This window comes from Enterococcus phoeniculicola ATCC BAA-412 (assembly GCF_000407505.1).
Taxonomy (GTDB): Bacteria; Bacillota; Bacilli; order Lactobacillales; family Enterococcaceae; genus Enterococcus_K; species Enterococcus_K phoeniculicola.
The window spans coordinates 679,373-700,868 of record NZ_ASWE01000003.1; the positions used below are offsets into that span (position 1 = coordinate 679,373).

Consider the following 21,496-nt stretch of genomic DNA (forward strand, 5'->3'; position numbering starts at 1 on the left):
TACAGTATAGTATAACAAGTCATAGAGATCTTATACTGAATAAGAATCCTCAGTAATTAATAGAAGAAAGAAGATTATCGTAGAACTTTTATAATTATATAAGCAATTCAATGAATCCAATATTTTTTTTGTTGGATAAATATGATAAACTATCTAAAGGGTTCTAAATTCAAGAAGCATAACTATGAAAAAAATCAATAATTCATGTGAAAAAATACATTTGTAGAGATAGCAATAGCTATTTTTGAGCACTAGGTGAAAAGCAGATGTACGTTTTGTTGTGGAAAAATTGGAAACAGATGTTATTCAAAGATTGTTGGACTATCTACGTAGTGTGGATAACTTATTCATATGAGAGTAAACCAAAGATAGCCCGAACTTAAATAGTTACTAGCTTAATTAGAAATTAAAAGATGCTAGAAAAAGGTTGTTTTCAAGTGAAAGGGAGAGTAGTTTGAAGGATAGTCATGTGAAGTCTAATGAAATAAGCTCTGAAGTATCCAATCCAATGGTTAAATGTACTAAAAAAAATATTGTAGTGGATAAATCTTTAGTTGCAACTAGAAAAACCTATTATTTTTTCAAACGATTGATGGATATATTAGGAAGTATAGTTGGACTAATTGTATTAAGTCCTATTTTCTTAATTGTATCTGTATTAATGAAACTAGAAGAACCAAGAGGTCCAATCTTTTTTAGTCAAGAAAGAATTGGACAACATGAAAAAAAGTTTAAGATGTATAAAATACGTTCTATGTGTGTTGATGCGGAGGAAAAACTAGATGCATTATTACAGCATAATGAGGTCGAAGGTGCGATGTTTAAAATGAAAGAAGATCCTCGTGTGACACGTGTAGGAAAGGTAATAAGAAAAACAAGCATTGATGAGTTACCACAATTGATAAATGTTTTGAAAGGTGATATGAGTTTAGTTGGTCCAAGACCACCATTGAAAAGAGAAGTTGATGAGTATAGTGCATACGATAAGCAGCGACTACTTGTTAAACCAGGATGTACAGGATTGTGGCAAGTTAGTGGTCGGAATTCTGTAGGGTTTGATGATATGGTAAGCTTGGATATTCAATACATTCAAAAACAAAGCTTAGGCTATGATATTAAAATCATGATTAAAACAGTTGTAGTAATGGCAAGACCAAATAGTGCGTATTAGATGGTAGGGAGATTTAATAAATTGAGTAAAACACACGTTTATATTATCGGTAGCAAAGGGATACCTGCAAAGTATGGTGGATTTGAAACCTTTGTTGAAAAATTAACAGAGTACCAAAAAGATAAAAACATCCAGTATCATGTTGCTTGTATGGAAGAAAATTCTCAGAAATCAGAAATTATAGAGGATGAGTTTATTTATAATGGTGCAGAATGCTTTAATGTTTCCGTTCCAAAAATTGGTCCTGCCCGTGCAATCTACTATGATGTAAAGGCATTAAAATATGCAATCAATAAAGCAAAAAAGAATAAAGATAGTAAACCAGTGTTTTATGTTTTAGCATGTCGTATTGGCCCTTTCATTGGAAGTCTAAAAAAAGAAATTGATGCTGTTGGGGGCAAATTATATGTTAATCCTGATGGCCATGAATGGCTTAGAGAAAAATGGAGTAAACCGGTGCGTAGGTATTGGAAAGTTTCAGAGAAGATGATGGTAAAATATGCGGATTTATTGATATGTGATAGCAAAAACATAGAGCATTATATTAAAGAAGAGTATAAAGAGTATTCACCTGAAACAACATACATTGCTTATGGAACAGATTTAGAAAACTCCAAGTATACAAGAGATACATCTGAGGTCAAAAAATGGTTTGCTGCTAAAGAAATTAGTGAACAAAATTACTATCTAGTTGTTGGACGATTTGTACCAGAGAATAACTATGAAACAATGATTAGGGAGTTTATGAAATCTAGTTCAACTAAAGATTTCGTTCTTATAACAAACGTTGAGCATAATAAATTTTATGAGAAATTGAAAAAAGAAACAAACTTTGACAAGGACTCTAGAATTAAATTTGTAGGAACGGTATACAATCAAGAACTATTAAAATATATTCGAGAACAAGCTTTTGCATATATACACGGTCATGAAGTTGGAGGCACTAATCCATCGCTATTAGAGGCACTAGCAACAACCCCAATGAATCTGTTACTGGATGTTGGCTTTAATAGGGAAGTAGCAGAGCAGAATGCATTATATTGGAATAAAAATAATTTAACTGATGTGATTGAATTATTGGAAAAAAATGATAAGCAAATCTTTATAGATTTTTATCAAATAGCGAAAGAACATGTTAGATTAAGATTTTCTTGGGAACTAATTGTTAAACAATATGAATGTTTGTTTGATGAGTATAAAGTAGGCAATGATTATATAAAAAAAAATCTTTAGGGAGGATTTAAAATGGAGAAACTATTATTTATTCCATATCATGATAATGCTGACTATAGAAGCACGGGAATCATGACTAGAGAGTATGCTATATTAAATTTATTAATGGATATTTATCCTTTTGAGTTATATACAGTGGGAAAGCCACGAACTATATTGGATGATAAAAAAAAAGTAGTAACGATTAAATTGCCGGAAAAATCCATTGAATATCAGATAATGAAATATCTTGATAATAGTATAGAATTTCATAAAAAGAGTTTCTTTGATATACAGTTAATTACACAAAAAAGAGGTTGGTGGGTTAAGGGGTATAAAATGATATATAAAAATATAGGTGATATTATAGATGATAAGACTATAGTATATTCTAATAATCCTTTTGCAGTAGAGTTATTAAAAAAAAGTAAAGAAAAGAAAGCTACTATTATTTTTGATATGATGGATAACTTTGCTATTCACCCTTCTTTGATGGAAATTGAAAAAAAAATAGCATTACAATCGTATAAAGAAATTGCAAAAATTGCAGACTTTTACTCATGTAATGCAATTGAAACTCAACAATTTTGCCAGCAAAAAATTGGAAAAACACCAGTCTTAATAAAAAATGGTGTTTTTCCAATAATTGATTTAAAAAATGAAGATAAAAAATTTGAACATGAAAAAAAAATAATAGAAAAATATAAAAAAAAAGTTGGATATATTGGAAAGCTAGGGCAACGTATAGATGCTGAATTAGTAGAGTTTATCGCTAAAAAAAATTCAGATGTACTATTCACCTATATAGGACCATACTTAAAAGATCAAAAAAACAAAAGATTATCTGAAACATTTAGAAATCATAATAATATAAGACATGTTGAAGCTGTTTCGTCAGCAATGATATATATGTATCTAGATTTATTTGATATTCTAATAATTCCACATGCGGTTGGCGAAAATGAAAATGGTGGGGATCCACTGAAATTGTATCAATATTTGAATACGGGTAAAAAAATAATAACAACTTCTATTCATGGTGTAGAAGAATTCAAAGATGAAATCACTATTACAGATGATTATAATACTTGGGTGTCGGAGATAAAAAAAATGACCAATAGTAATCAGAAATTAGATGTTCCTAAAAAAATATTATGGGAAAACAGAGCTAAAACAATGTTGGATTTTGTAAAACAAAAAATTAATTGAAAAATATTTGTAGCTAGTGAAGGGATGCAAAACAGTGAAATTTAGCTTTGTAATTTTAAATTATAATACAAGTAAAGAAACTGATAAATGTATTGAAAGCATAAAAAAATTAAATTGTTTAGAAGATGAAATATCAATAATTATTGTTGATAATCAATCTACAGATGAAAGTTTCTATTCATTAAGTAGAAACTACAAGAATGAAGAATCAATACGGGTAATTTCTGTCGAATATAATGTAGGTTTTTCAAAGGGAAATAATATAGGGTATACGGTTGCAAAACATGCAGATAAATCTGATTTTATTGTAGTTTTAAATAGCGATGTGTATATTCAAACAAAAAATTTTATAGAGTTGCTAAAATCAAAATATACTCTAGATAGATACGATGTATTAGGACCCAAAATATTAAATTTAAATAATGAAAATCAAAACCCTGTACCTTATATCCATGATACAAAAAACAAAATCAGATTAACTTTGATTAAAAATGCAATTAGATATATTGTTTATTCTTTACCCATTAAAATAAAAAAAACAAAAAAAATAGCAGTCGATGAGCAAAGTTACACAGAAAAAACGAATTGTCCATTACATGGATCATGCGTAGTTTTTTCTAAAAAGTATATTGATACTCATGAGTTTGCATTTTATCCAAATACATTCTTATATGGAGAGGAAGATTTTTTATATTACATTGCAAAAAAAGAACAATTAAAACTCATATATTTTCCTGAGCTTGTAGTTATACATGCTGAGGATGCAGCAAGTAATTCAATCAATAGTAGCTTTAGGAAGCAAAAAAAATTCGTAATCAAAAACTCTGGGAAATCATTAATCGAGCTTTATAAATTTATGAGAAAGTAGGTTGTTAATTAAAATGAATATTTATGAGAAGATAGTCAATGGAGATGAATCCCTAGCACTTATTGGATTAGGATATGTAGGAATGCCAATCGCAATTGAATTTGCAAAAAAAGTAGATGTTATAGGGTTCGATATAGATGAAAAAAAAATAGGACTATATAAAAAGGGGATTGATCCAACTCTAGAAGTTGGCGATGAAGCAATAAAAAATACGACTGTAAAATTTACTAGTGACCCTGTTGATCTAAAAAAAGCCAAATTCCATATAGTTGCCGTTCCGACTCCGATAAATCAAGATAAAACTCCTAATTTAAAACCAGTAGAAAGTGCAAGCAAGTTAGTAGGCGAAAACTTATTGCCTGGTTCAATAGTTGTATATGAGTCAACGGTATACCCTGGCGCTACTGAAGATATTTGTATTCCCATATTGGAAGAGTACTCTGGACTAAAATGTGGAATAGATTTCAGTGTTGGTTATTCACCAGAAAGAATTAATCCAGGTGATAAAGTTCATACACTAGATAAGATTGTAAAAATTGTATCAGGGATTGACAATCAAACAAGAGATGAAATTGCAGAAGTTTACAAATTGGTTATCAATGCAGGTGTACATTTGGCAAGCTCAATAAAAGTTGCTGAAGCTGCCAAAGTTGTAGAGAATAGTCAAAGAGATATAAATATTGCTTTCATGAACGAATTAGCCATTGTCTTTGATAAAATGGGAATAGATTCGATGGATGTAGTTGAAGCTATGAATACAAAATGGAATTCTCTTGGGTTTTATCCAGGGCTTGTTGGAGGTCACTGTATTGGAGTCGATCCATATTATTTTATATCTGAGGCGGAAAAATTAGGTTATCATAGTCAAATAATTTCATCTGGAAGAAAGATAAACGACTCTATGGGTGAGTTTGTTGCTCAAGCAGTTATTAAAGAACTTATTAAAGCAAATAAAAATTTAAAAAAATCTAGAATAGTTATTTTAGGATTTACATTTAAAGAAAATTGTCCAGACATTAGAAATACAAAAGTAACTGATATTTATAAAACTTTAAATGAATATGAATTGAATGTAGAAATTACAGATCCGTATGCAGATCCAGAAGAGGTATTTCAAGAATACGGAATAAATTTAATACCTGAAAGTTCTATAAAAGATGCTGACTGCTTAATTCTTGCCGTAGGTCATGATAAATATAAAAATAAAGAATTCTCATACTTTGATCAATTGTTCAATGATGAGAAAAATAATGTTATGATTGATGTAAAAAGTATATTAGACAAAACTGATTTTTTAAAAAATAATTATAAATATTGGAGTCTTTAAATGAAAGGAATAATTTTAGCTGGAGGAAGTGGAACTAGATTGTATCCACTCACCAAATCAGTCTCTAAGCAGCTAATGCCAGTGTATGATAAACCGATGATTTACTATCCACTATCAACATTGATGTTAGCAGGAATAAAAGAAGTTTTAATAATATCTACACCTGCTGATACTCCTAGATTTCGCGAATTATTAGGGGATGGCAGTAATTTAGGCATCTCAATCGAATACGCAGCACAAGAAAAGCCAGATGGTCTAGCACAAGCCTTTATAATAGGAGAGCAATTTATTGGAAATGATTCAGTGTGTTTAATTTTAGGTGACAATATTTACTATGGTGGTGGGTTATCTAGAATGTTGCAAAAAGCCGCCAGTATAGAAACTGGTGCAACTATTTTTGGTTATCATGTAGTGGATCCTGAACGTTTTGGGGTTGTCGAATTTGATGAAAATATGAAAGTAAAGTCCATTGAAGAGAAACCCGATGTTCCAAAATCTAATTATGCTATAACAGGACTGTATTTTTATGACAATAGAGTAGTAGAAATTGCCAAAAATATAAAGCCATCTTTTCGTGGCGAACTTGAAATTACAGATGTGAATAAAGTTTATTTAGAATTGAATAATTTAAATGTTGAATTATTAGGAAGAGGGTTTGCATGGCTAGATACTGGTACACATGAATCGCTTCTCGAGGCGTCAACATTTATAGAAACAATTGAAAAAAGGCAAAATCTAAAAGTGGCTTGTTTGGAAGAAATTGCTTTCCGTATGGGATATATTAATAAACAACAGTTACTCAAATTAGCACAACCACTCAAAAAGAATCAATATGGTCAGTACTTGTATAGATTAGCAGATGAGGTGCAGTTATATGAATAAAATTAAAGTGAAAAATACAAAACTAATAGATGTAAAAATTATTGAACCAACTATTTATGGAGATTCTAGAGGTTTTTTTTCTGAAAGCTACTCAAAAAAGGAATTTGAAGAAGTTGGAATCACCTGTGAATTTGTTCAGGATAATCATTCTTTATCTGCCGAAGCAGGGGTATTACGCGGCTTGCACTTTCAAAAAGGAGAATCTGCTCAAACCAAGTTAATTCGTGTAGTAACTGGGGCTGTTTTAGATGTAATAGTAGACATTAGAAAAGGAAGCCCAACATATGCGCAATGGGAAGGATATATTTTATCGGAATATAATCAGAGACAATTACTGGTTCCAAAAGGATTTGCCCATGGATTTTTGACACTAACTCCCAATGTAAACTTTTTATATAAATGTGATAATTATTATGATTCTGAAGCTGATGCGGGAATTAGATTTGATGACCCCGACTTAAATATTAACTGGCCAACGGATACAAACAATGTAATATTGTCAGATAAGGATAAAAACCATCCAACGTTAAAAGAGTATGAAGTAGAAAATGATTTTTTTTGGTTACCTATAAACAATGAGTAGATTTAAGAATGTAATAAAAAATATTTCTTATACTGTTACTTCTAATTTAATATCATTATTTGTATCGACTATAGTAACGCTGTTTTTACCTAGGGTGTTAGGTGTTTCAGACTACGGATACTATCAATTATATCTTTTTTATGTTTCTTACGTAGGCTTTCTACATTTAGGATGGTGTGACGGAATCTATCTCAGGTATGGTGGGGAGGAATATGGTAAACTAGATAAACCAAAACTTAAAGGTCAATTTTATTCACTACTTTTCATGCAAGTAATAATATCTCTTGTTTTTTTAATGATTATTTTTTTCCAAAATACGTCAGATCATAATAAGTATTTAGTAATGTATGCTGTCATATCTAATATTGTGATATTAAATATGAGAAATTTTATTTTATTGATTTTACAAACAACAAATAGGCTAAAGGAATATTCGTTTATTACTATTTTAGATAGGTTATTTTTTGTGAGTACAGTAATCCTTTTATTGATTTTTGGAGTGAAAGATTTTCAATTTTTTATATGTGCTGACATATTAGGAAAACTGGTTTCTTTCATCTATTCATTCTTAAAAGTACGGCAAATAACATTTTTTCATAATCCTAATCCAAACTTTGACTTGAAAGAGTCAATAATAAATATTAAGGTTGGAATTAATCTTATGCTTGCTAATATTGCAAGTTCCTTAATTATTGGTATAGTGAGGTTTGGTGTTCAATATAAATGGGATGTAGCCACGTTCGGAAAAATCTCCTTAACACTTAGTATCTCTAATTTATTAATGGTATTTATAAATGCTGTAAGCTTATCAATTTTTCCACTTTTAAAAAAAATTGATAGATCTAAATATAAAACGACATACCCTTTAATTAGAAATGGACTAATGCCAGTAATTTTTATTGTATTATTATCGTATTATCCAATATCTATTGTATTAAGTAAATGGTTACCACAGTATGAAATGTCACTAAGATTTATGGCAATTGCATTTCCAATTGTTGTATTTGATAGTAAAGTTGGACTTTTAACAAATACCTTTCTGAAAGCTATGAGGAAGGAAAAAGAGATATTCAAGATAAACTTAATTACTGCACTATTAAGCTTATGCATAACTTATCTTGCCATAATAGTTTTGGATAGCATTATTTTTACAGTATTAAGCATTGTTATACTAGTAGCTGTTAGAAGTACATTAGCCGAGATTATATTGAATAGAGAGCTGTCTATGAATATCTATAGAGATATTATTATGGAGTACATGTTAGTGATGTTATTTATAATTTCTGGTTGGTATTTCTATGGATTAATTGGAATGCTGATGTATATTTTGGGCTTACTATTATATTTATATTTAAAGAAATCTGACTTAAAGGATTTATTCAAACAATTAACGGGAAAAGGTTAGGTGAAGTATGAACATTATTCTTGTAACTGGTGGAGCTGGTTTTATAGGTAGTAATTTTATCCATTATATTTTAGAAAATCATCCAGATGATCATGTTATAAATTATGATTTATTAACATATGCTGGAAATATTCATAATCTTGATGATGTAAAAGAAAATCCACATTATCATTTTGTTCAAGGAAATATAACTAATCGTGAATTAGTAAAGCATGTAATTAAATCATACAATATTGACACTGTTGTAAACTTTGCTGCAGAATCTCATGTTGATAGGAGTATTCTACATCCTGAAACCTTTGTAGAAACGAATATACAAGGAACATTAGCTCTTTTAGATGTCGCCAAGGAAATGAAGATAAAAAAATATTTACAAGTATCCACTGATGAAGTCTATGGTTCACTTGGACCAGGTGGGTATTTTACGGAGGAATCATTGATAGCTCCCAATAGTCCATACTCTGCTAGTAAAGCAGGTGCTGATTTACTAGTTCAATCATATTTTGAAACTTATGGGATGAATGTAAATATTACTCGTTGCTCAAATAACTATGGACCCTATCATTTTCCTGAAAAACTCATTCCTTTGATGATTACCAATGGGGTGGAAAAGAAGGACCTACCAATTTATGGAGATGGAGAAAACATTCGAGACTGGCTGCACGTTAAAGATCACTGCCAAGCGATTGATTTGGTTCTGAGAAAAGGTAAAAAAGGTGAGGTATATAATATTGGTGGTCACAATGAGCGAACAAATAATCAGATTGTTGACTTAATTGTCGAAAAATTAGGACTTTCAAGAGAATTAATTAAGTATGTTGAAGATCGGTTAGGTCATGACCGTCGATATGCAATTGATCCAACTAAATTAGAAATGGAACTTGGTTGGAGACCAGAATATACATTTGATACAGGGATTATTGAAACAATCGACTGGTATCTCGCCAATGAATCATGGTGGAAACCTTTAAAAGAACGAGCAAACTTAAGTTAAGGGAAGCCTCCAAGCTTTCCTTTTCTTTTTAAGGAGATAAAGTATGACAAAAATTTTGATTACAGGTAGTAATGGTCAGTTAGGCACAGAGCTTTCAAAGCTATTAGAAAATAAACGTAATTTAAATGACGAAATTATTAAAACTGACTCTAAAGATTTAGATATTACAAATAGAGACTTAGTATTGAAATTAATCAATGAAATGCATCCAGAGGTAATTTATCATTGTGCTGCATATACAGCAGTTGATTTAGCTGAAGATGAAGGAAAGACAACAAATTGGAGTGTAAATGTAGATGGAACAAAAAATGTTGCTTTGGCTGCAGAAAAAGTCGGAGCAACACTTATATATATAAGTACAGATTATGTATTTGAAGGTTCTAATTCAAAGCCGCGTAAAGTAGACGACTTAGTAAATCCAAAAAATGAATATGGACGGGCAAAATTAGCAGGTGAAAAAGCAGTCCAAGAGATTTGTTCTAAATACTACATTATTCGTACTTCTTGGGTATTTGGTAAGTACGGCAAGAACTTTGTGTTCACAATGCAAAATCTTGCAAAGAAACACGATACATTAACGGTTGTAAATGATCAAATAGGTAGGCCAACATGGACAAAAAGTTTAGCTGAATTTATGCTGTTTATTGTAAAACAGAGAGCTGATTATGGTATCTATCATTTTTCTAATGAGGGTATTTGTTCATGGCACGAATTTGCATCTGAAATTTTAAGGGATAGCGAAGTGATAGTTAAGCCAATTAGTTCATCTGAATTCTCCCAAAAAGCCAAACGTCCGTCCTATTCAATTTTAGATTTGGATAAAACAAAAAAATTAGGGTTTGATATAATTCCGTGGAAGGAAGCTCTCGCTGAAATGATGCAAGAATTAGATTAGTTGTATCATAAAATTTAACGGGTGAATTATTCCATATGCAAATATATTTCAAGGTTAAATTGGTTTTTAGAACTGAATATGCTTTAATAGTCTTATACACAAATTATTATAATGAATTTAAAGGAGCTTACCGTCATGAAAAAAGTTCGTAAAGCAGTGATTCCTGCTGCTGGTTTGGGCACTCGTTTTTTACCTGCAACTAAGGCTATTGCCAAGGAAATGTTGCCGATTGTTGACAAGCCAACCATTCAATTTATTGTTGAGGAGGCAATTGCTTCTGGCATCGAAGATATTTTAGTGATTACAGGCAAAGGGAAACGCCCGATTGAAGATCATTTTGATGCGAATATGGAGTTAGAGCAGAATCTTTCTTCAAAAGGGAAATTAGAGTTGTTGCAACTAGTGGAGGAAACAACGGACATTAATCTTCACTTTGTTCGTCAAAAGCGTCCATTAGGCTTAGGACATGCTGTTTTACAAGCGAAAGCGTTTGTTGGGAATGAGCCTTTTGTGGTTATGTTAGGTGATGATTTAATGGAGGATGAAATTCCATTAACGCAACAACTTATCAATAATTTTGAAAAAACTGGTTCCTCAACACTTGCTGTCATGGATGTTCCTCATGAAGAAACGTCACGTTATGGCATTATTAATCCTGAGTCTGAGATTTCAAAAGGCTTGTATAATGTATCTGATTTTGTTGAAAAACCGAATCCAGAAGAGGCACCCAGCGATTTAGCGATTATTGGTCGTTATCTATTAAAGCCAGAAATTTTTGAGATTTTAGAAAACCAAGAACCTGGTACAGGTGGAGAAATTCAGTTAACAGATGCCATTAATACGTTAAATAATACACAACGGGTATTTGCTCATCAGTTTACTGGAAAACGTTATGATGTAGGAGATAAATTGGGATTTGTGAAAACAAATATCGAGTTTGGCTTGAAGCACCCTGAGATTTCTGGAGAGCTAAAGGATTATCTAAAAGATTTAGCAAAAGATTTATAGAATAATTTTTTATGAGTTTACTTACATTTGGTTTAAATGTAAGAGAACACGATAGGTAAAAGTGAGTGAGATGCAAGTTTCACTCACTTTTTTTGAATGTCCAACTATGTGGATTGCAAGAATTTAATTCTCATAAACCTAACTCTTATAAATCAAGTCTAGGTTCACAGGGGAATGCTGTAAGGAATTACCATTCATGTAGTTTTCTAAAAGAATTGTAAACTATATGAATGTTTTTTTTTGCAATATTTTTGAATCTTTCCCTTTCTTTGCAAACTTTGATACAATGACTGGATGAAAAAAGTAATGTCATTTATTCTCCTTGCTAAACATAGACAGTGAGAGGGTTTCTTTCACGAGCTGAATAATGAAATCCTTTACCATTTTCAAGTTGGGGCATAAGAAAGTTAGTTTTAATTGAATGGGATTAGTGATGAGGGCTCTGGATTGACAAATAGGGTTACTGAGAACTAGAATTCCGGTCAAGAAATAGTCCCTACATCCTTAGACCGATTTTTTAGTACAGATATTGTAAGAGTTCTATCTATCTATTATAATTAAATCAATCACAAGTGATGCTTCTACCTTTGGTGGGAGTCCTTTTTTTATCTTGTGCGAAGGAGGAGAGAGTATGCTTTTAGATTTTATAGGGTTAACGTTGTATTTTGGAATGGGTCTGCTTGTTGCAAATGGTGTGAGTTTACTTGCGACAAAAGGAAAAAAATTGAAAAGTACAATTGGTTTATTAGTTTTTGAATTAATTTTATTAGGTATCTTTTTATATGTTGCGTTGCCAAGCAAGACACTGTCAACAGTGTTGTGGATTAACTTAGTTGGTGCAGCAGTTGCTGGTGGGCTCCTTGTGGCAAGAAGTTCAGTGAGTGAAGCCGCAACAAAAGCATTAGGTAAAAAGCGAAAAGAAGTTGGTCCTGCGCAGAAGAATGATTGGTCAGGTCGTGTACTTGGTTTAAGTATTCTTGGAATGATTCTATTGTTTGCAATAAGCGCAGTTACACAGCTGACATCAATAGATGAAGTATATAACACTATTCCGTTGAAGACAGAGGAAAAGGCTGAAGTGTTGACTTCTACAAAGGAAACGCCAATTGCGATTGCTCCAGAGACTGCGAAACGAAAAATGCTTCAAAAATTCTCTGTCATTCCAAACTCTAATATGTTTACTTTAGATGGAATTACTGCACAAGTGGTAAATGGAGAGTATGTGTATGTTGCTACCGTGGAATTTAATGGTTTCTTTAAATGGATGAAGCTTGGTGAAGTGCCAGGTTATTTCATCATTAGTGCAACGGATATTAATGCTCAGCCGGAATTTGTTGAAAAACCGCTTGTTTATACACCATCTGCCTACTTTGGAAAGGACGCTGCACGTAAAATTTATGCTGCATTTCCAGGATATGCGGCGACTGGAAAAATTAATTTAGAGATAGATGAAGAGGGAAATCCGCATTATGTTCAAACCTTGTATAAAGAATATGGTGTTTCCGGTCGAATGAACTATGATGAATTTAAGACCGCTGTCTTAAATGCAACAACAGGGGAAGTAAAAGTTTACGATAGCAAAGAAGTGCCAAGCTTTGTTGATGCGCCGATTACAAGTGCAGCAGCAAATAGCATCAATGAATACTTTGGTCGCTACAGTCAAGGCTGGTGGAACCAGACGATGTTTGGTGCCAAAAAAGATGTGAAGGTACCAACTGAAAATGGCATTTATGCTTCTGGTCAAATCACCCCGATGATGGATACAGAGGGACAGCAGTTGTTGTATTTTACAGACTTTACAAGTGGAGATGAAGATCAAGATTCAGCTTTGGGCTACTCGTTAATTAATGCACGGACTGGACAGGTCACTTACTATCGAGATTCAAAAGTAGGAATCATGGACAGTGATGGGGCAATTTCTATCGCTTCAAAAATCTATCCTGAAAAAAAATGGAAGGCGAGTATGCCTGTTCTTTATAACATTGACGGTGTACCGACTTGGATTGTTTCTTTAATGGATAGTAAAGGAATATTCAAAAAATACGTATATATTAATGCAGTAGACAATGATATTGTTGTTGATGCGGATGCTGCGCAGAGTGCGCTAGATGCTTATCGGATTGAACTTGCTACAAAAGGAAGTAATAATACAAGTACAGATGCTTCAAATCTTCAAACAATTAAAGGAACAGTCTCTCGTGTAACAATTGTCGCAGGAGAAGCTCAAACAGTGGTTTCCTTCTTATTGGAAGAAGATAAGACAATCTACAGCGTGACAACAAATAATAGTCCAATGGCTCTTTTCCTAAAAGAAGGAGATAAAGTAGATTTTCAAGCAGTTGTAACCGCGGAAGCTAAAGCAGCAAGCATTGAAAACTTAGTAATCGAAGGACTAGAATAACATATAAAAAAGATATTTAGTCAATGTTAGCCATTGGGTTTTTGGCGTTCTTCTATCTTTAAAGCTTAATAAAAATTGTGATGTATTCGAGTTTAGGAGATGTTTTTTGGTATAATAAAAATCTTTATTGTTTCGAAAATCAGATTAGTGTGTAGCAATAGAAATCATAAAAATTTTTGGAATTATTGGTCTCTACTCAAAAAATAGAATCAAAAAGTATTTTTTATCTTTTAAATCTGATGATATCTAGATACTCTTTTCTTAATTGGGGTTCATCTATTTTTAGTTAAAAAAACAGATGTAGATATTTTTATCAACATCAAAAATAGCTCTATAATATTTGGTGTTGTTACTCAAAATGAGTAGGAGCACTAAATTTTTTATGACAAAAAGCATTTGGTTACTTATTACAACAATGAACAAATGAAAAAGAAGATGAATTGGAAAAGTCTTTTACAGTTTCAAAAAACAATCTAATAATTAATTAAAAAAAGAATAGATTTCTCTACTTCAAAATGTAGTGCATCCATAAAAATGGACCATTTAGGGCTAAGCAATCTTGCTTAGCTTTTTTTGGATATTTGTCAAATGGTATTGTTTTAGTGGCTCTTTGTCAATAAGGACTGATGGGCTGAGTTAAAGGAAATCCAGAATGAAGAGAGTCTTCTTTTTATTATGGATTTTTGTTATTTTATCTCAATCAACCGATTCATCAAAAAGATTCTAATTTTCATGTTCTCAAATGATTTAAATCCATAGGATACGCGTTTCAATGTTTTTATATGTGTATTCTTTGCTTCAATCTTCCCATTGGAATAGGAATAAAGAAGTGCATTTTGTATACCTTCCTTGTAAGAAGGAAGGTTCTGAAGGTTTCTTCGAAACTCGTCATCTAATGTTTCAGGAAGTCTTTCTAGAAGAGAAATAAATACCTCTGACTCTTTTTCTCTAAAGTAATCTGTTAAATCATGGAAGTAGTGGTACGCTTGCTTTAATGATTCTGAATAGTCTAACAGACGGTTAACGACCATGGTTTCTAGTTAAGTAAGGGTATTTAGGAGTGGGGAATCTCAGCCACGTTTTGTACTCTGTATGATTAATGGTTTGCCGATTCTTTGTTAGCATACGCCAATTGGCCTTTAGTTTTTGGTAGCCCTCTCGTTGATGACTACCTATAAGTCGTTTCATTTCACGAACACGAAAGTCTTGAAGGGCTTTATTTAAATGCTTGATAATATGAAACCAGTCAATCACTAACTTTGCTTGTGGGAATACGCTCTTAGTTAGTTGGAAATAAGCCGTATTCATATCTGTCACAAGAAATGCCACTTCTGAGGGATTAGAGAACTTCTGAAAATGCGCAGTTAAAGTGGATAATTTTCTTGAGGGCAAAAAATTCACTAATTTCCCTGTTTCCCCATCTGCACAAATAAAACTCATTTTATCTTCTGTTGAAGTATGGGAATGAAACTTATCCACCATTAATACTTTGGGCAAAGTATTTTTCGATGTAGCAGGCAAATCCACCCCAACTCCTTTAGGGTACGAATAATGGTAGTCAGTGAAACGTGGCAATACTTCGCGATAAAAGTGAGCGACATTTTTTTAGAAAGCCAGTCGATTATTTTGAAGGTCACATGAGTGGCGATTGAATGGTTTGGTAGTACAAAATAACTTTGAGCTATCCAGTGGGTTTGACAATTTTTACAGGTGTAACGTGCTTTGCCAAACGCATAACCATAGGCATATGATTAAAGGGATCAAATCGAACCAGTACTCTTTTCTTTCCGCTTTTGACAATAATAGGCTTTCCGTGTGCATCTTTTGCAGAAGAATTACAGGTTGTGCAAACGTAAGGGCTTGGCGAAAGAGAGGCTTCAATAACTAAATGGCGTTGATTTTGAATAGTTTCGTGAGAAACGCCGGTCACCTCTAAATTTTTGTCTGTTAATCGAAGCCTTTTTTGATAGAATTTTTCATAGAGCATATCGTCCTCTCAATTTTTTATTTTGTGGTGATTTAATCATACTAGAGAACGATATGTTTTTTAATACCTAAAATGAAAAAAGGGGACTGAAGAATCATTTCTGATTCATCAGTCCCATAGATTATAGAGCTGTTATAGTTAAATCGCGAAAGGGAAGTGTTTCGGCACTTCCCTTTTTTGTGTTATTAAATAATTTCGCAGAGCCTTTGTTTGACCATCACTTGTATGCGAAGATGGCGGAAGGTTCTAAAACCAAAAGTAATTGATTTATGACTTTGATTCGATTGTTCTTTCCTTCTAACTGGTCATTGGAGTACGAAAATTTAAGGGAATTGATGATTATTTTTCTATATTTCCTTAAATAGAGAATCGATTTTTTAAAAGCTGAGTCTATTGAAAAAGGCAGCGTATCAATCATTTGATAAAAATCGTCAAAATCTTTGGCATCAAAGATATCTAACAAGTCTTGATAGATTACATAGCTTTGACGCAGCTGTTCATTGGTCGCCAATAAATGATCGAGTACTTCTGACTCAGTCAGATATTTCTTTTTGAATAATGGGTATTGTTTTAATGAAGCATAATTAATTTTAGCGTGTTTTATTTAGAATCGTTCACCAATATTTCTTTAGTTTTCGACAGTCCTTCATTTTTTGAGAATTACTCTTTTTCAGATTATTCATGGCTCGAATTCGTTGTTTATTAAGAGCTTTAGTCAGTTGTTGGATGATATAAAAACAATCAATGGAGACTTTTGCTTTTGGAAAGCCCTTTTTAGTAACTGATGTAACAACAACAAATATCGTAGATCCCTTTTTTGTTATAACGATATTCTTCTGGAGAAAGCCAATTTAATTTCTTTTTTATTCGTTTCTGGTTGTAGAAAATAATCCAGTCATTAATATTTCTTGTTTAAGTAAGCCAAAAAAGTTATCCACTACAGAATTATCGTAACAGTTTCCTTTACGACTCATAGATTGAAAAATGTGATTTTTTTGCATGTATCTATATACTGATACATTTGATAACATCCATCCTTGATCAGAATGAATGGTGCGACGATAAAGGACAGCGTAAAATATTGTGTATAAATAAAAATTTAGAATAGAAAAAAAGAAAGTCCATTCTGTAAAATTAAAGTTACCACACAGAAATTTTATAGGAGGATTTTCGCATGAATAATTTTACTACAGAAATTATGGAAACACTAATCAATAAAGGCGATTTGGATGATTTGTTTCGCCGTCATCTAGAGTTAGCTATTCACTCATTATTAAAAGCTGAACTGACAGCGTTTCTTGACTACGAAAAATATGATAGAGCCGGATTTAATTCAGGTAATTCCCGTAATGGGAATTACTCATGTTTGGTTTAAGTGGTATTGACGATAGTATTCTTAGTATTTATCCAAATGCTCAATTTCAACAATGCTGTGTTCATGTCTCTAGAAACATCGCTCATAAAGTTCGTGTTAAGGATAGAAAAGAGAAATCTGTAGTGATTTTAAAACTGTCTATCAAGCGACTTCAAAAGAGAAAGCAATTGAACAAGTAACTTTTATGACAGAAAAATGGAAAAAGCAGTATCCAAGAATTGTTAAATTACTCTTGAATCCTGCTATATTAACTTTCTATAACTTCCCACCATCAATCAGAAGAACCATCTACTCAACTAACTTGATTGAAGGATTTAATAAACAGTTAAAAAAATATACAAAGAGAAAAGAACAATTTCCTAATGAAGAATCTCTGGAGAGATTCCTTGTTTCTCAGTTCAATGAATATAACCAAAAGTTTTTAGGTAGAGTACATAAAGGATTTAAGGAAATTCAAGATACATTAGAATCAATGTTTTAATTTAAAATAATGAAATGGATTTTCCATTTACACATAATCCTTGACGCAATCCAATAAAGACAATTTGAACTTTTACTAATTACTTCCTTAATGCATTAATAATCGCTCGTGCATGTGTTTTTTTAGTAAGACTGTAAGAGATAACTTACCAATTGAACAAATTAAGAAAAGGATTCAGATATGTTTTTTTTACTACACCCTCTTCATAATATTTAAATTCTGTGGTGTCTATTATCATTTTTGGATGTAAAACAGAGATCTCAAACCTTCTTTTTACAAGACTTTGAGCCACTTTTCCTACAGTTCCTTTATATGAATTATATTTGGGGGATTGATGATAGTTCGTCATAAGTAGTTGAAGCTTTCTCATCACTCTAAGTCTCGTTTTTCATTAATAATTCCCCCTCCCTTTATCAAAATAGCAGTCATCCAGCGATAGCTATAATTATTAGGATGACTCTGACGAATCATTATTAGTTGATTTACTCACTCTTCATCTTTTGTTTCAGAAGTGGGAGGGATGTAGAGAAATAGCTAGATTTAGAGGTACAGAACTTTTAGTCGTTCTGTTAATAGGTATTGATTCCGGGGACTACGAATTATTTCGATTTTTATTTATTCGTTTTTTCTTTCGTAGTCTTTCAAACAATCAATTTCAATTCGGGCTTGTCAGAGTTGTATTTCTAATTCTTGTACACGTTGATTGTCTTTCTTTTTTGATGGCTCTGTGCTTATAAAAGTGTCATCCCCTTGAGACTTTCTATTATTTTTAAAGGCATTTGTCCCTATCGCAGTATATTTGTGTCCCCATATTGCGAGCAGAGAAGGATTATCTCTTCCGAGTTGATTCGCAACCTCACGATAAGACAGTTTGTCATGTTCTGTAATATTGTACCGCTTTTTCCTTGAATTTAGTTGTATAAGAACGTTTTTTTCTTTTGATTTCTAGCTTTTCAAAACCGTAATGTTCATAGACATTTAACTAATTTAAAATAACTCCTTTACTTGCTAACTTATATTTCTTAGCGATTTTCTATGACTACCAAAGCCTTCTAGATAAACTTGAACAACTTGTTTCTTTCATTCGTATAAATATTTGATTATATAAAACACCCCATAACTTGGATATCAGTCCATGTTATGGAGGTAATACAAAAAAGTTTTCAATTCTGTGACGTTTTTTTAAACAATACCATTTGACAAAGAACTCAAAAATATACTGGACAATTACGTTAAACAGTGAAAGAGACTCTTTTTGATTAGTTAATAGTCAGGATATCGGACTTAAAAATAGTTGAAATGGTCATTTAAGGACTTTAATTAATATGTATAACCATATTTTGATCTTCTTTAAAGTTAAATAACAAATGAGCAATTAAGAAAGCTAGCATGACTAAGACAACAGGCCAAGCTTCAAAGAAAATAAATTCAAAATTAATGGTCATGAAACACAAGAAAGATAAATTTACAGTCCAATGTCTATTTTTTTTACTATAAAATTTATAGATGATGTAAAGTATCAAGCTAATATAAAATAACAAACCAATAATTCCGAATTCATAAAATAATGTTAGATAGTGATTATCTGGTGTGGAGAAATTATCTATTAAAATAGGATTATTTAGCATAAATAAACTAACAGTTCCCCCTCCAAATCCCAAGAATATACGAATCAGATTTTGACTAAACATGTGATTAAGTATTAAATTCATAGTAGATAGGCGTTGAAGATTTGACCCACTTGTAGAATTTAGACTTAACGAGTCACCAAATCTTTTTATCACCGAAGCTACAACTGATTCTCCAAATAAAAATATGAAAGCAATGAATAAGAGTAGCAATGAAAATCTAATAATATGAAGTGACAGAGGCACATTAAGTTTAAATAAATTTTTTAATATATCTTTTTTATTAATAGTGATGTATAGTACACAAACAAATATAAAGGCTAACCAAGAACTTCTAGATTGAGAAGTATATATATTCAATATTGCTAGAGATTGTAAAATGATCATAATAGACTTTTTTTTGATTGTGTAAAAATTAATGAAAAATAAAAAAATGAAAAATAAACCACTAATTATCGGATGATTGAATACGGACATGGTTCTAAAACTAGATTCACCAAAATGATAGTAAAAACCTGTTTCTATTAAATCCATATAATCTTTTAGAAGTGGAACTTTGAAAATTGTTTGATACAGATTTGCAACGGAAAATATATTTAGCATAATTGAAAGGCTGTAGTAAGTTTTTTCTGCAAAAAAATAGTCTAATTGTACAAATTTAATTAGACAATAAATCAAAACCAGATAGAATATCATATACCTTTTTAAGACATAATCTATTTCTGATGTAGAAATTACTATCGTATAACACGCAATAAAAGAAGCTAAAATAATCAAATATATATTTTTTTTTTTAGTTTCAATTTTTTTTAAAATGATAGTAGTAAGTATACTAAGAATCAAAAAAAACATATAGAAGTAGACAATGCTAGATGTAATAGTATAACGTATTAATATAGTAGATAATAGTCCAAGTATCACCATATTAAACTTGGGTTTTTTTAAATTAATATTTCTCAAGGTGCTTCCTCCTAATTATTTCTATCTATAATTATATAGTATTAGTGGAGATTTAGGTTAAATATTTTATATTTTATTATGTAATTTTGATTAGTTTCGATAATAAATTGTAAATATTACTGAAATCAAAGCAGCAAGCATTGAAAACTTAGTGATTGAAGGACTAGAATAACCTAAAAAGTTTTATGATGAAACTACACAAAAGAAATGTGTTCTAAAAAACAGCTCTTCTTGAAGAAAGACCATCTTTCTCAGGAAGGCTGTTTTTTTAGTTCCCCAAGGGTGTTCGACAAATGCCCATGGGGATACCTGTTGTTTTTGTAAGCTGATCTTTTAGATAGACGACGGGACTCACTGTGGCTAGTTTGTCTATTTCTTGGAGTAAGGATTTAAAGTCAGTTTGTTTTATAAAAGTTTCTGGATAAAGCATTTGAGTGAACCAGTCACGTGTTTCTAGTGGATAAAGATTGCCAGCAATGCTGGAAAGGCGATTAAATCCTACTGCTATTTTGTCTGATAATTCCTGTTCACCACCAGCATAGATGAAGAAGTCTTTTGATGCGACTTTTTTTATCTCAAGAAGACGAGAGCGGTCTCCAGCTTCTTTGATTCCAATGATTTTTGGCTGTTTTATTAATTCAGAAAAAGCAGAAATAGATAAATTAAAGCCAGTTCTTCTAGGATTATTGTACAAAAGAACTGGTTTTGTAGTTTCTTTCAAAATTGATTGAACATACTGAATTGCTTCTTCCTGTGTAGGTAAGATATAGGGAGGGAAGCCGAGAAGAATACCGGAAACTGTGGCACTTTTTTCAATCTCTTTTGTCAGATGGACTGCTTCTTTTTGTCGAATACTGGAAACACCAAAAATCAGCTCAAACGGCAAGGTCAGTTGAGACTCCTTGTTTACAGCTTCTAACAGTTGCAATTTTTCATCCAGAGTCAGACTGTGTTGTTCGCCCATAGAGCCACAGAGTAAGACAGTGCCTATCCCCATTGCCTTTAATGAGAGAATATGTTGAATCGTAGCTTCTGTATTAAGTGATTCGTCTGGGTAAAAAGCAGTGGGGACAGAAACGTGATAAACTTCGGTTAAAGTCATAATTAATT

Annotated in this window: 14 protein-coding genes and 4 pseudogenes; 13 read left to right on the forward strand and 5 right to left on the reverse strand. The window is 31.7% G+C overall.

Annotation, left to right across the window (positions count from 1 at the left end; translation table 11 throughout):
- Positions 1-508: 508 nt before the first annotated feature.
- The 12 genes from I589_RS13670 to I589_RS13725 all read left to right on the forward strand — a co-directional run bounded on the left by I589_RS13670 (position 509) and on the right by I589_RS13725 (position 13,955).
- Positions 509-1,171, forward strand: a complete 663-nt coding sequence (locus I589_RS13670; RefSeq protein WP_034685385.1) for a sugar transferase — start codon at positions 509-511, stop codon at positions 1,169-1,171.
- Positions 1,172-2,404 (forward strand): beta 1-4 rhamnosyltransferase Cps2T, encoded by a 1,233-nt coding sequence (gene cps2T / locus I589_RS13675; protein WP_051100897.1) that lies wholly within the window; start codon positions 1,172-1,174, stop codon positions 2,402-2,404. It begins immediately after the preceding gene.
- A gap of 12 nt (positions 2,405-2,416) precedes the next feature.
- A complete protein-coding gene (locus tag I589_RS13680; RefSeq protein ID WP_010768365.1) occupies positions 2,417-3,592 on the forward strand; it encodes a glycosyltransferase family protein in 1,176 nt (391 codons plus the stop codon).
- Positions 3,593-3,626: 34 nt separating this feature from the next.
- On the forward strand, positions 3,627-4,460 hold the full coding sequence (locus I589_RS13685; RefSeq protein ID WP_010768366.1) for a glycosyltransferase family 2 protein: 834 nt from the start codon (positions 3,627-3,629) through the stop codon (positions 4,458-4,460).
- A gap of 13 nt (positions 4,461-4,473) precedes the next feature.
- Positions 4,474-5,787 carry a nucleotide sugar dehydrogenase gene (locus I589_RS13690; RefSeq protein ID WP_010768367.1) on the forward strand — a complete coding sequence of 438 codons (1,314 nt, stop codon included), beginning with the start codon at positions 4,474-4,476 and terminating at the stop codon, positions 5,785-5,787.
- A complete protein-coding gene (gene rfbA / locus I589_RS13695) occupies positions 5,788-6,669 on the forward strand; it encodes a glucose-1-phosphate thymidylyltransferase RfbA (RefSeq protein WP_010768368.1) in 882 nt (293 codons plus the stop codon). It abuts the gene before it with no gap.
- Position 6,670: 1 nt separating this feature from the next.
- Complete coding sequence (gene rfbC / locus I589_RS13700) at positions 6,671-7,252, forward strand: dTDP-4-dehydrorhamnose 3,5-epimerase (protein WP_034685387.1); 582 nt, start codon at positions 6,671-6,673, stop codon at positions 7,250-7,252.
- Positions 7,245-8,657, forward strand: a complete 1,413-nt coding sequence (locus I589_RS13705) for an MATE family efflux transporter (protein ID WP_010768370.1) — start codon at positions 7,245-7,247, stop codon at positions 8,655-8,657. Before rfbC ends, I589_RS13705 begins: the two co-directional genes overlap by 8 nt.
- Positions 8,658-8,664: 7 nt before the next feature.
- Positions 8,665-9,651 (forward strand): dTDP-glucose 4,6-dehydratase, encoded by a 987-nt coding sequence (gene rfbB, locus I589_RS13710; RefSeq protein ID WP_010768371.1) that lies wholly within the window; start codon positions 8,665-8,667, stop codon positions 9,649-9,651.
- 43 nt (positions 9,652-9,694) lie between these two features.
- Positions 9,695-10,546 carry a dTDP-4-dehydrorhamnose reductase gene (rfbD, locus tag I589_RS13715; protein WP_010768372.1) on the forward strand — a complete coding sequence of 284 codons (852 nt, stop codon included), beginning with the start codon at positions 9,695-9,697 and terminating at the stop codon, positions 10,544-10,546.
- A 135-nt stretch (positions 10,547-10,681) separates the two neighbouring features.
- On the forward strand, positions 10,682-11,554 hold the full coding sequence (gene galU / locus I589_RS13720) for a UTP--glucose-1-phosphate uridylyltransferase GalU (RefSeq protein WP_010768373.1): 873 nt from the start codon (positions 10,682-10,684) through the stop codon (positions 11,552-11,554).
- A 631-nt stretch (positions 11,555-12,185) separates the two neighbouring features.
- Entirely contained in the window at positions 12,186-13,955 is a 1,770-nt protein-coding gene (locus I589_RS13725; RefSeq protein ID WP_010768374.1) for a hypothetical protein, read from the forward strand.
- A 686-nt stretch (positions 13,956-14,641) separates the two neighbouring features.
- Here the strand turns inward: I589_RS13725 and I589_RS13730 are convergent.
- The 3 pseudogenes from I589_RS13730 to I589_RS18635 form a co-directional block, all read right to left on the reverse strand.
- A pseudogene (locus I589_RS13730) lies at positions 14,642-15,935 on the reverse strand (ISL3 family transposase).
- Positions 15,936-16,127: 192 nt separating this feature from the next.
- A pseudogene (locus I589_RS18815) lies at positions 16,128-16,727 on the reverse strand (transposase); the annotation flags it as partial.
- Positions 16,717-17,006: pseudogene (locus I589_RS18635) on the reverse strand (hypothetical protein); the annotation flags it as partial. The pseudogenes I589_RS18635 and I589_RS18815, both read right to left, overlap by 11 nt.
- Positions 17,007-17,116: 110 nt before the next feature.
- Between I589_RS18635 and I589_RS13745 the strand changes: the two are divergent.
- Positions 17,117-17,798: pseudogene (locus I589_RS13745) on the forward strand (transposase).
- A 1,316-nt stretch (positions 17,799-19,114) separates the two neighbouring features.
- Here the strand turns inward: I589_RS13745 and I589_RS13755 are convergent.
- Both I589_RS13755 and I589_RS13760 read right to left on the reverse strand, forming a co-directional pair.
- A complete protein-coding gene (locus I589_RS13755) occupies positions 19,115-20,386 on the reverse strand; it encodes an O-antigen ligase family protein (RefSeq protein WP_010768379.1) in 1,272 nt (423 codons plus the stop codon).
- A gap of 268 nt (positions 20,387-20,654) precedes the next feature.
- A complete protein-coding gene (locus tag I589_RS13760) occupies positions 20,655-21,488 on the reverse strand; it encodes a dihydrodipicolinate synthase family protein (protein ID WP_010768380.1) in 834 nt (277 codons plus the stop codon).
- Between the last annotated feature and the right edge of the window lie 8 nt (positions 21,489-21,496).

What these genes read in the sequence shown, in the direction of transcription:
- I589_RS13670 (WP_034685385.1), top strand. Translation starts at nt 509, where the DNA reads ATGGTTAAATGTACTAAAAAAAATATTGTAGTGGATAAATCTTTAGTT.
- cps2T (WP_051100897.1), top strand. Translation starts at nt 1,172, where the DNA reads ATGGTAGGGAGATTTAATAAATTGAGTAAAACACACGTTTATATTATC.
- I589_RS13680 (WP_010768365.1), top strand. Translation starts at nt 2,417, where the DNA reads ATGGAGAAACTATTATTTATTCCATATCATGATAATGCTGACTATAGA.
- I589_RS13690 (WP_010768367.1), top strand. Translation starts at nt 4,474, where the DNA reads ATGAATATTTATGAGAAGATAGTCAATGGAGATGAATCCCTAGCACTT.
- rfbA (WP_010768368.1), top strand. Translation starts at nt 5,788, where the DNA reads ATGAAAGGAATAATTTTAGCTGGAGGAAGTGGAACTAGATTGTATCCA.
- I589_RS13705 (WP_010768370.1), top strand. Translation starts at nt 7,245, where the DNA reads ATGAGTAGATTTAAGAATGTAATAAAAAATATTTCTTATACTGTTACT.
- rfbB (WP_010768371.1), top strand. Translation starts at nt 8,665, where the DNA reads ATGAACATTATTCTTGTAACTGGTGGAGCTGGTTTTATAGGTAGTAAT.
- rfbD (WP_010768372.1), top strand. Translation starts at nt 9,695, where the DNA reads ATGACAAAAATTTTGATTACAGGTAGTAATGGTCAGTTAGGCACAGAG.
- galU (WP_010768373.1), top strand. Translation starts at nt 10,682, where the DNA reads ATGAAAAAAGTTCGTAAAGCAGTGATTCCTGCTGCTGGTTTGGGCACT.
- I589_RS13725 (WP_010768374.1), top strand. Translation starts at nt 12,186, where the DNA reads ATGCTTTTAGATTTTATAGGGTTAACGTTGTATTTTGGAATGGGTCTG.
- I589_RS13760 (WP_010768380.1), bottom strand. Translation starts at nt 21,488, where the DNA reads ATGACTTTAACCGAAGTTTATCACGTTTCTGTCCCCACTGCTTTTTAC.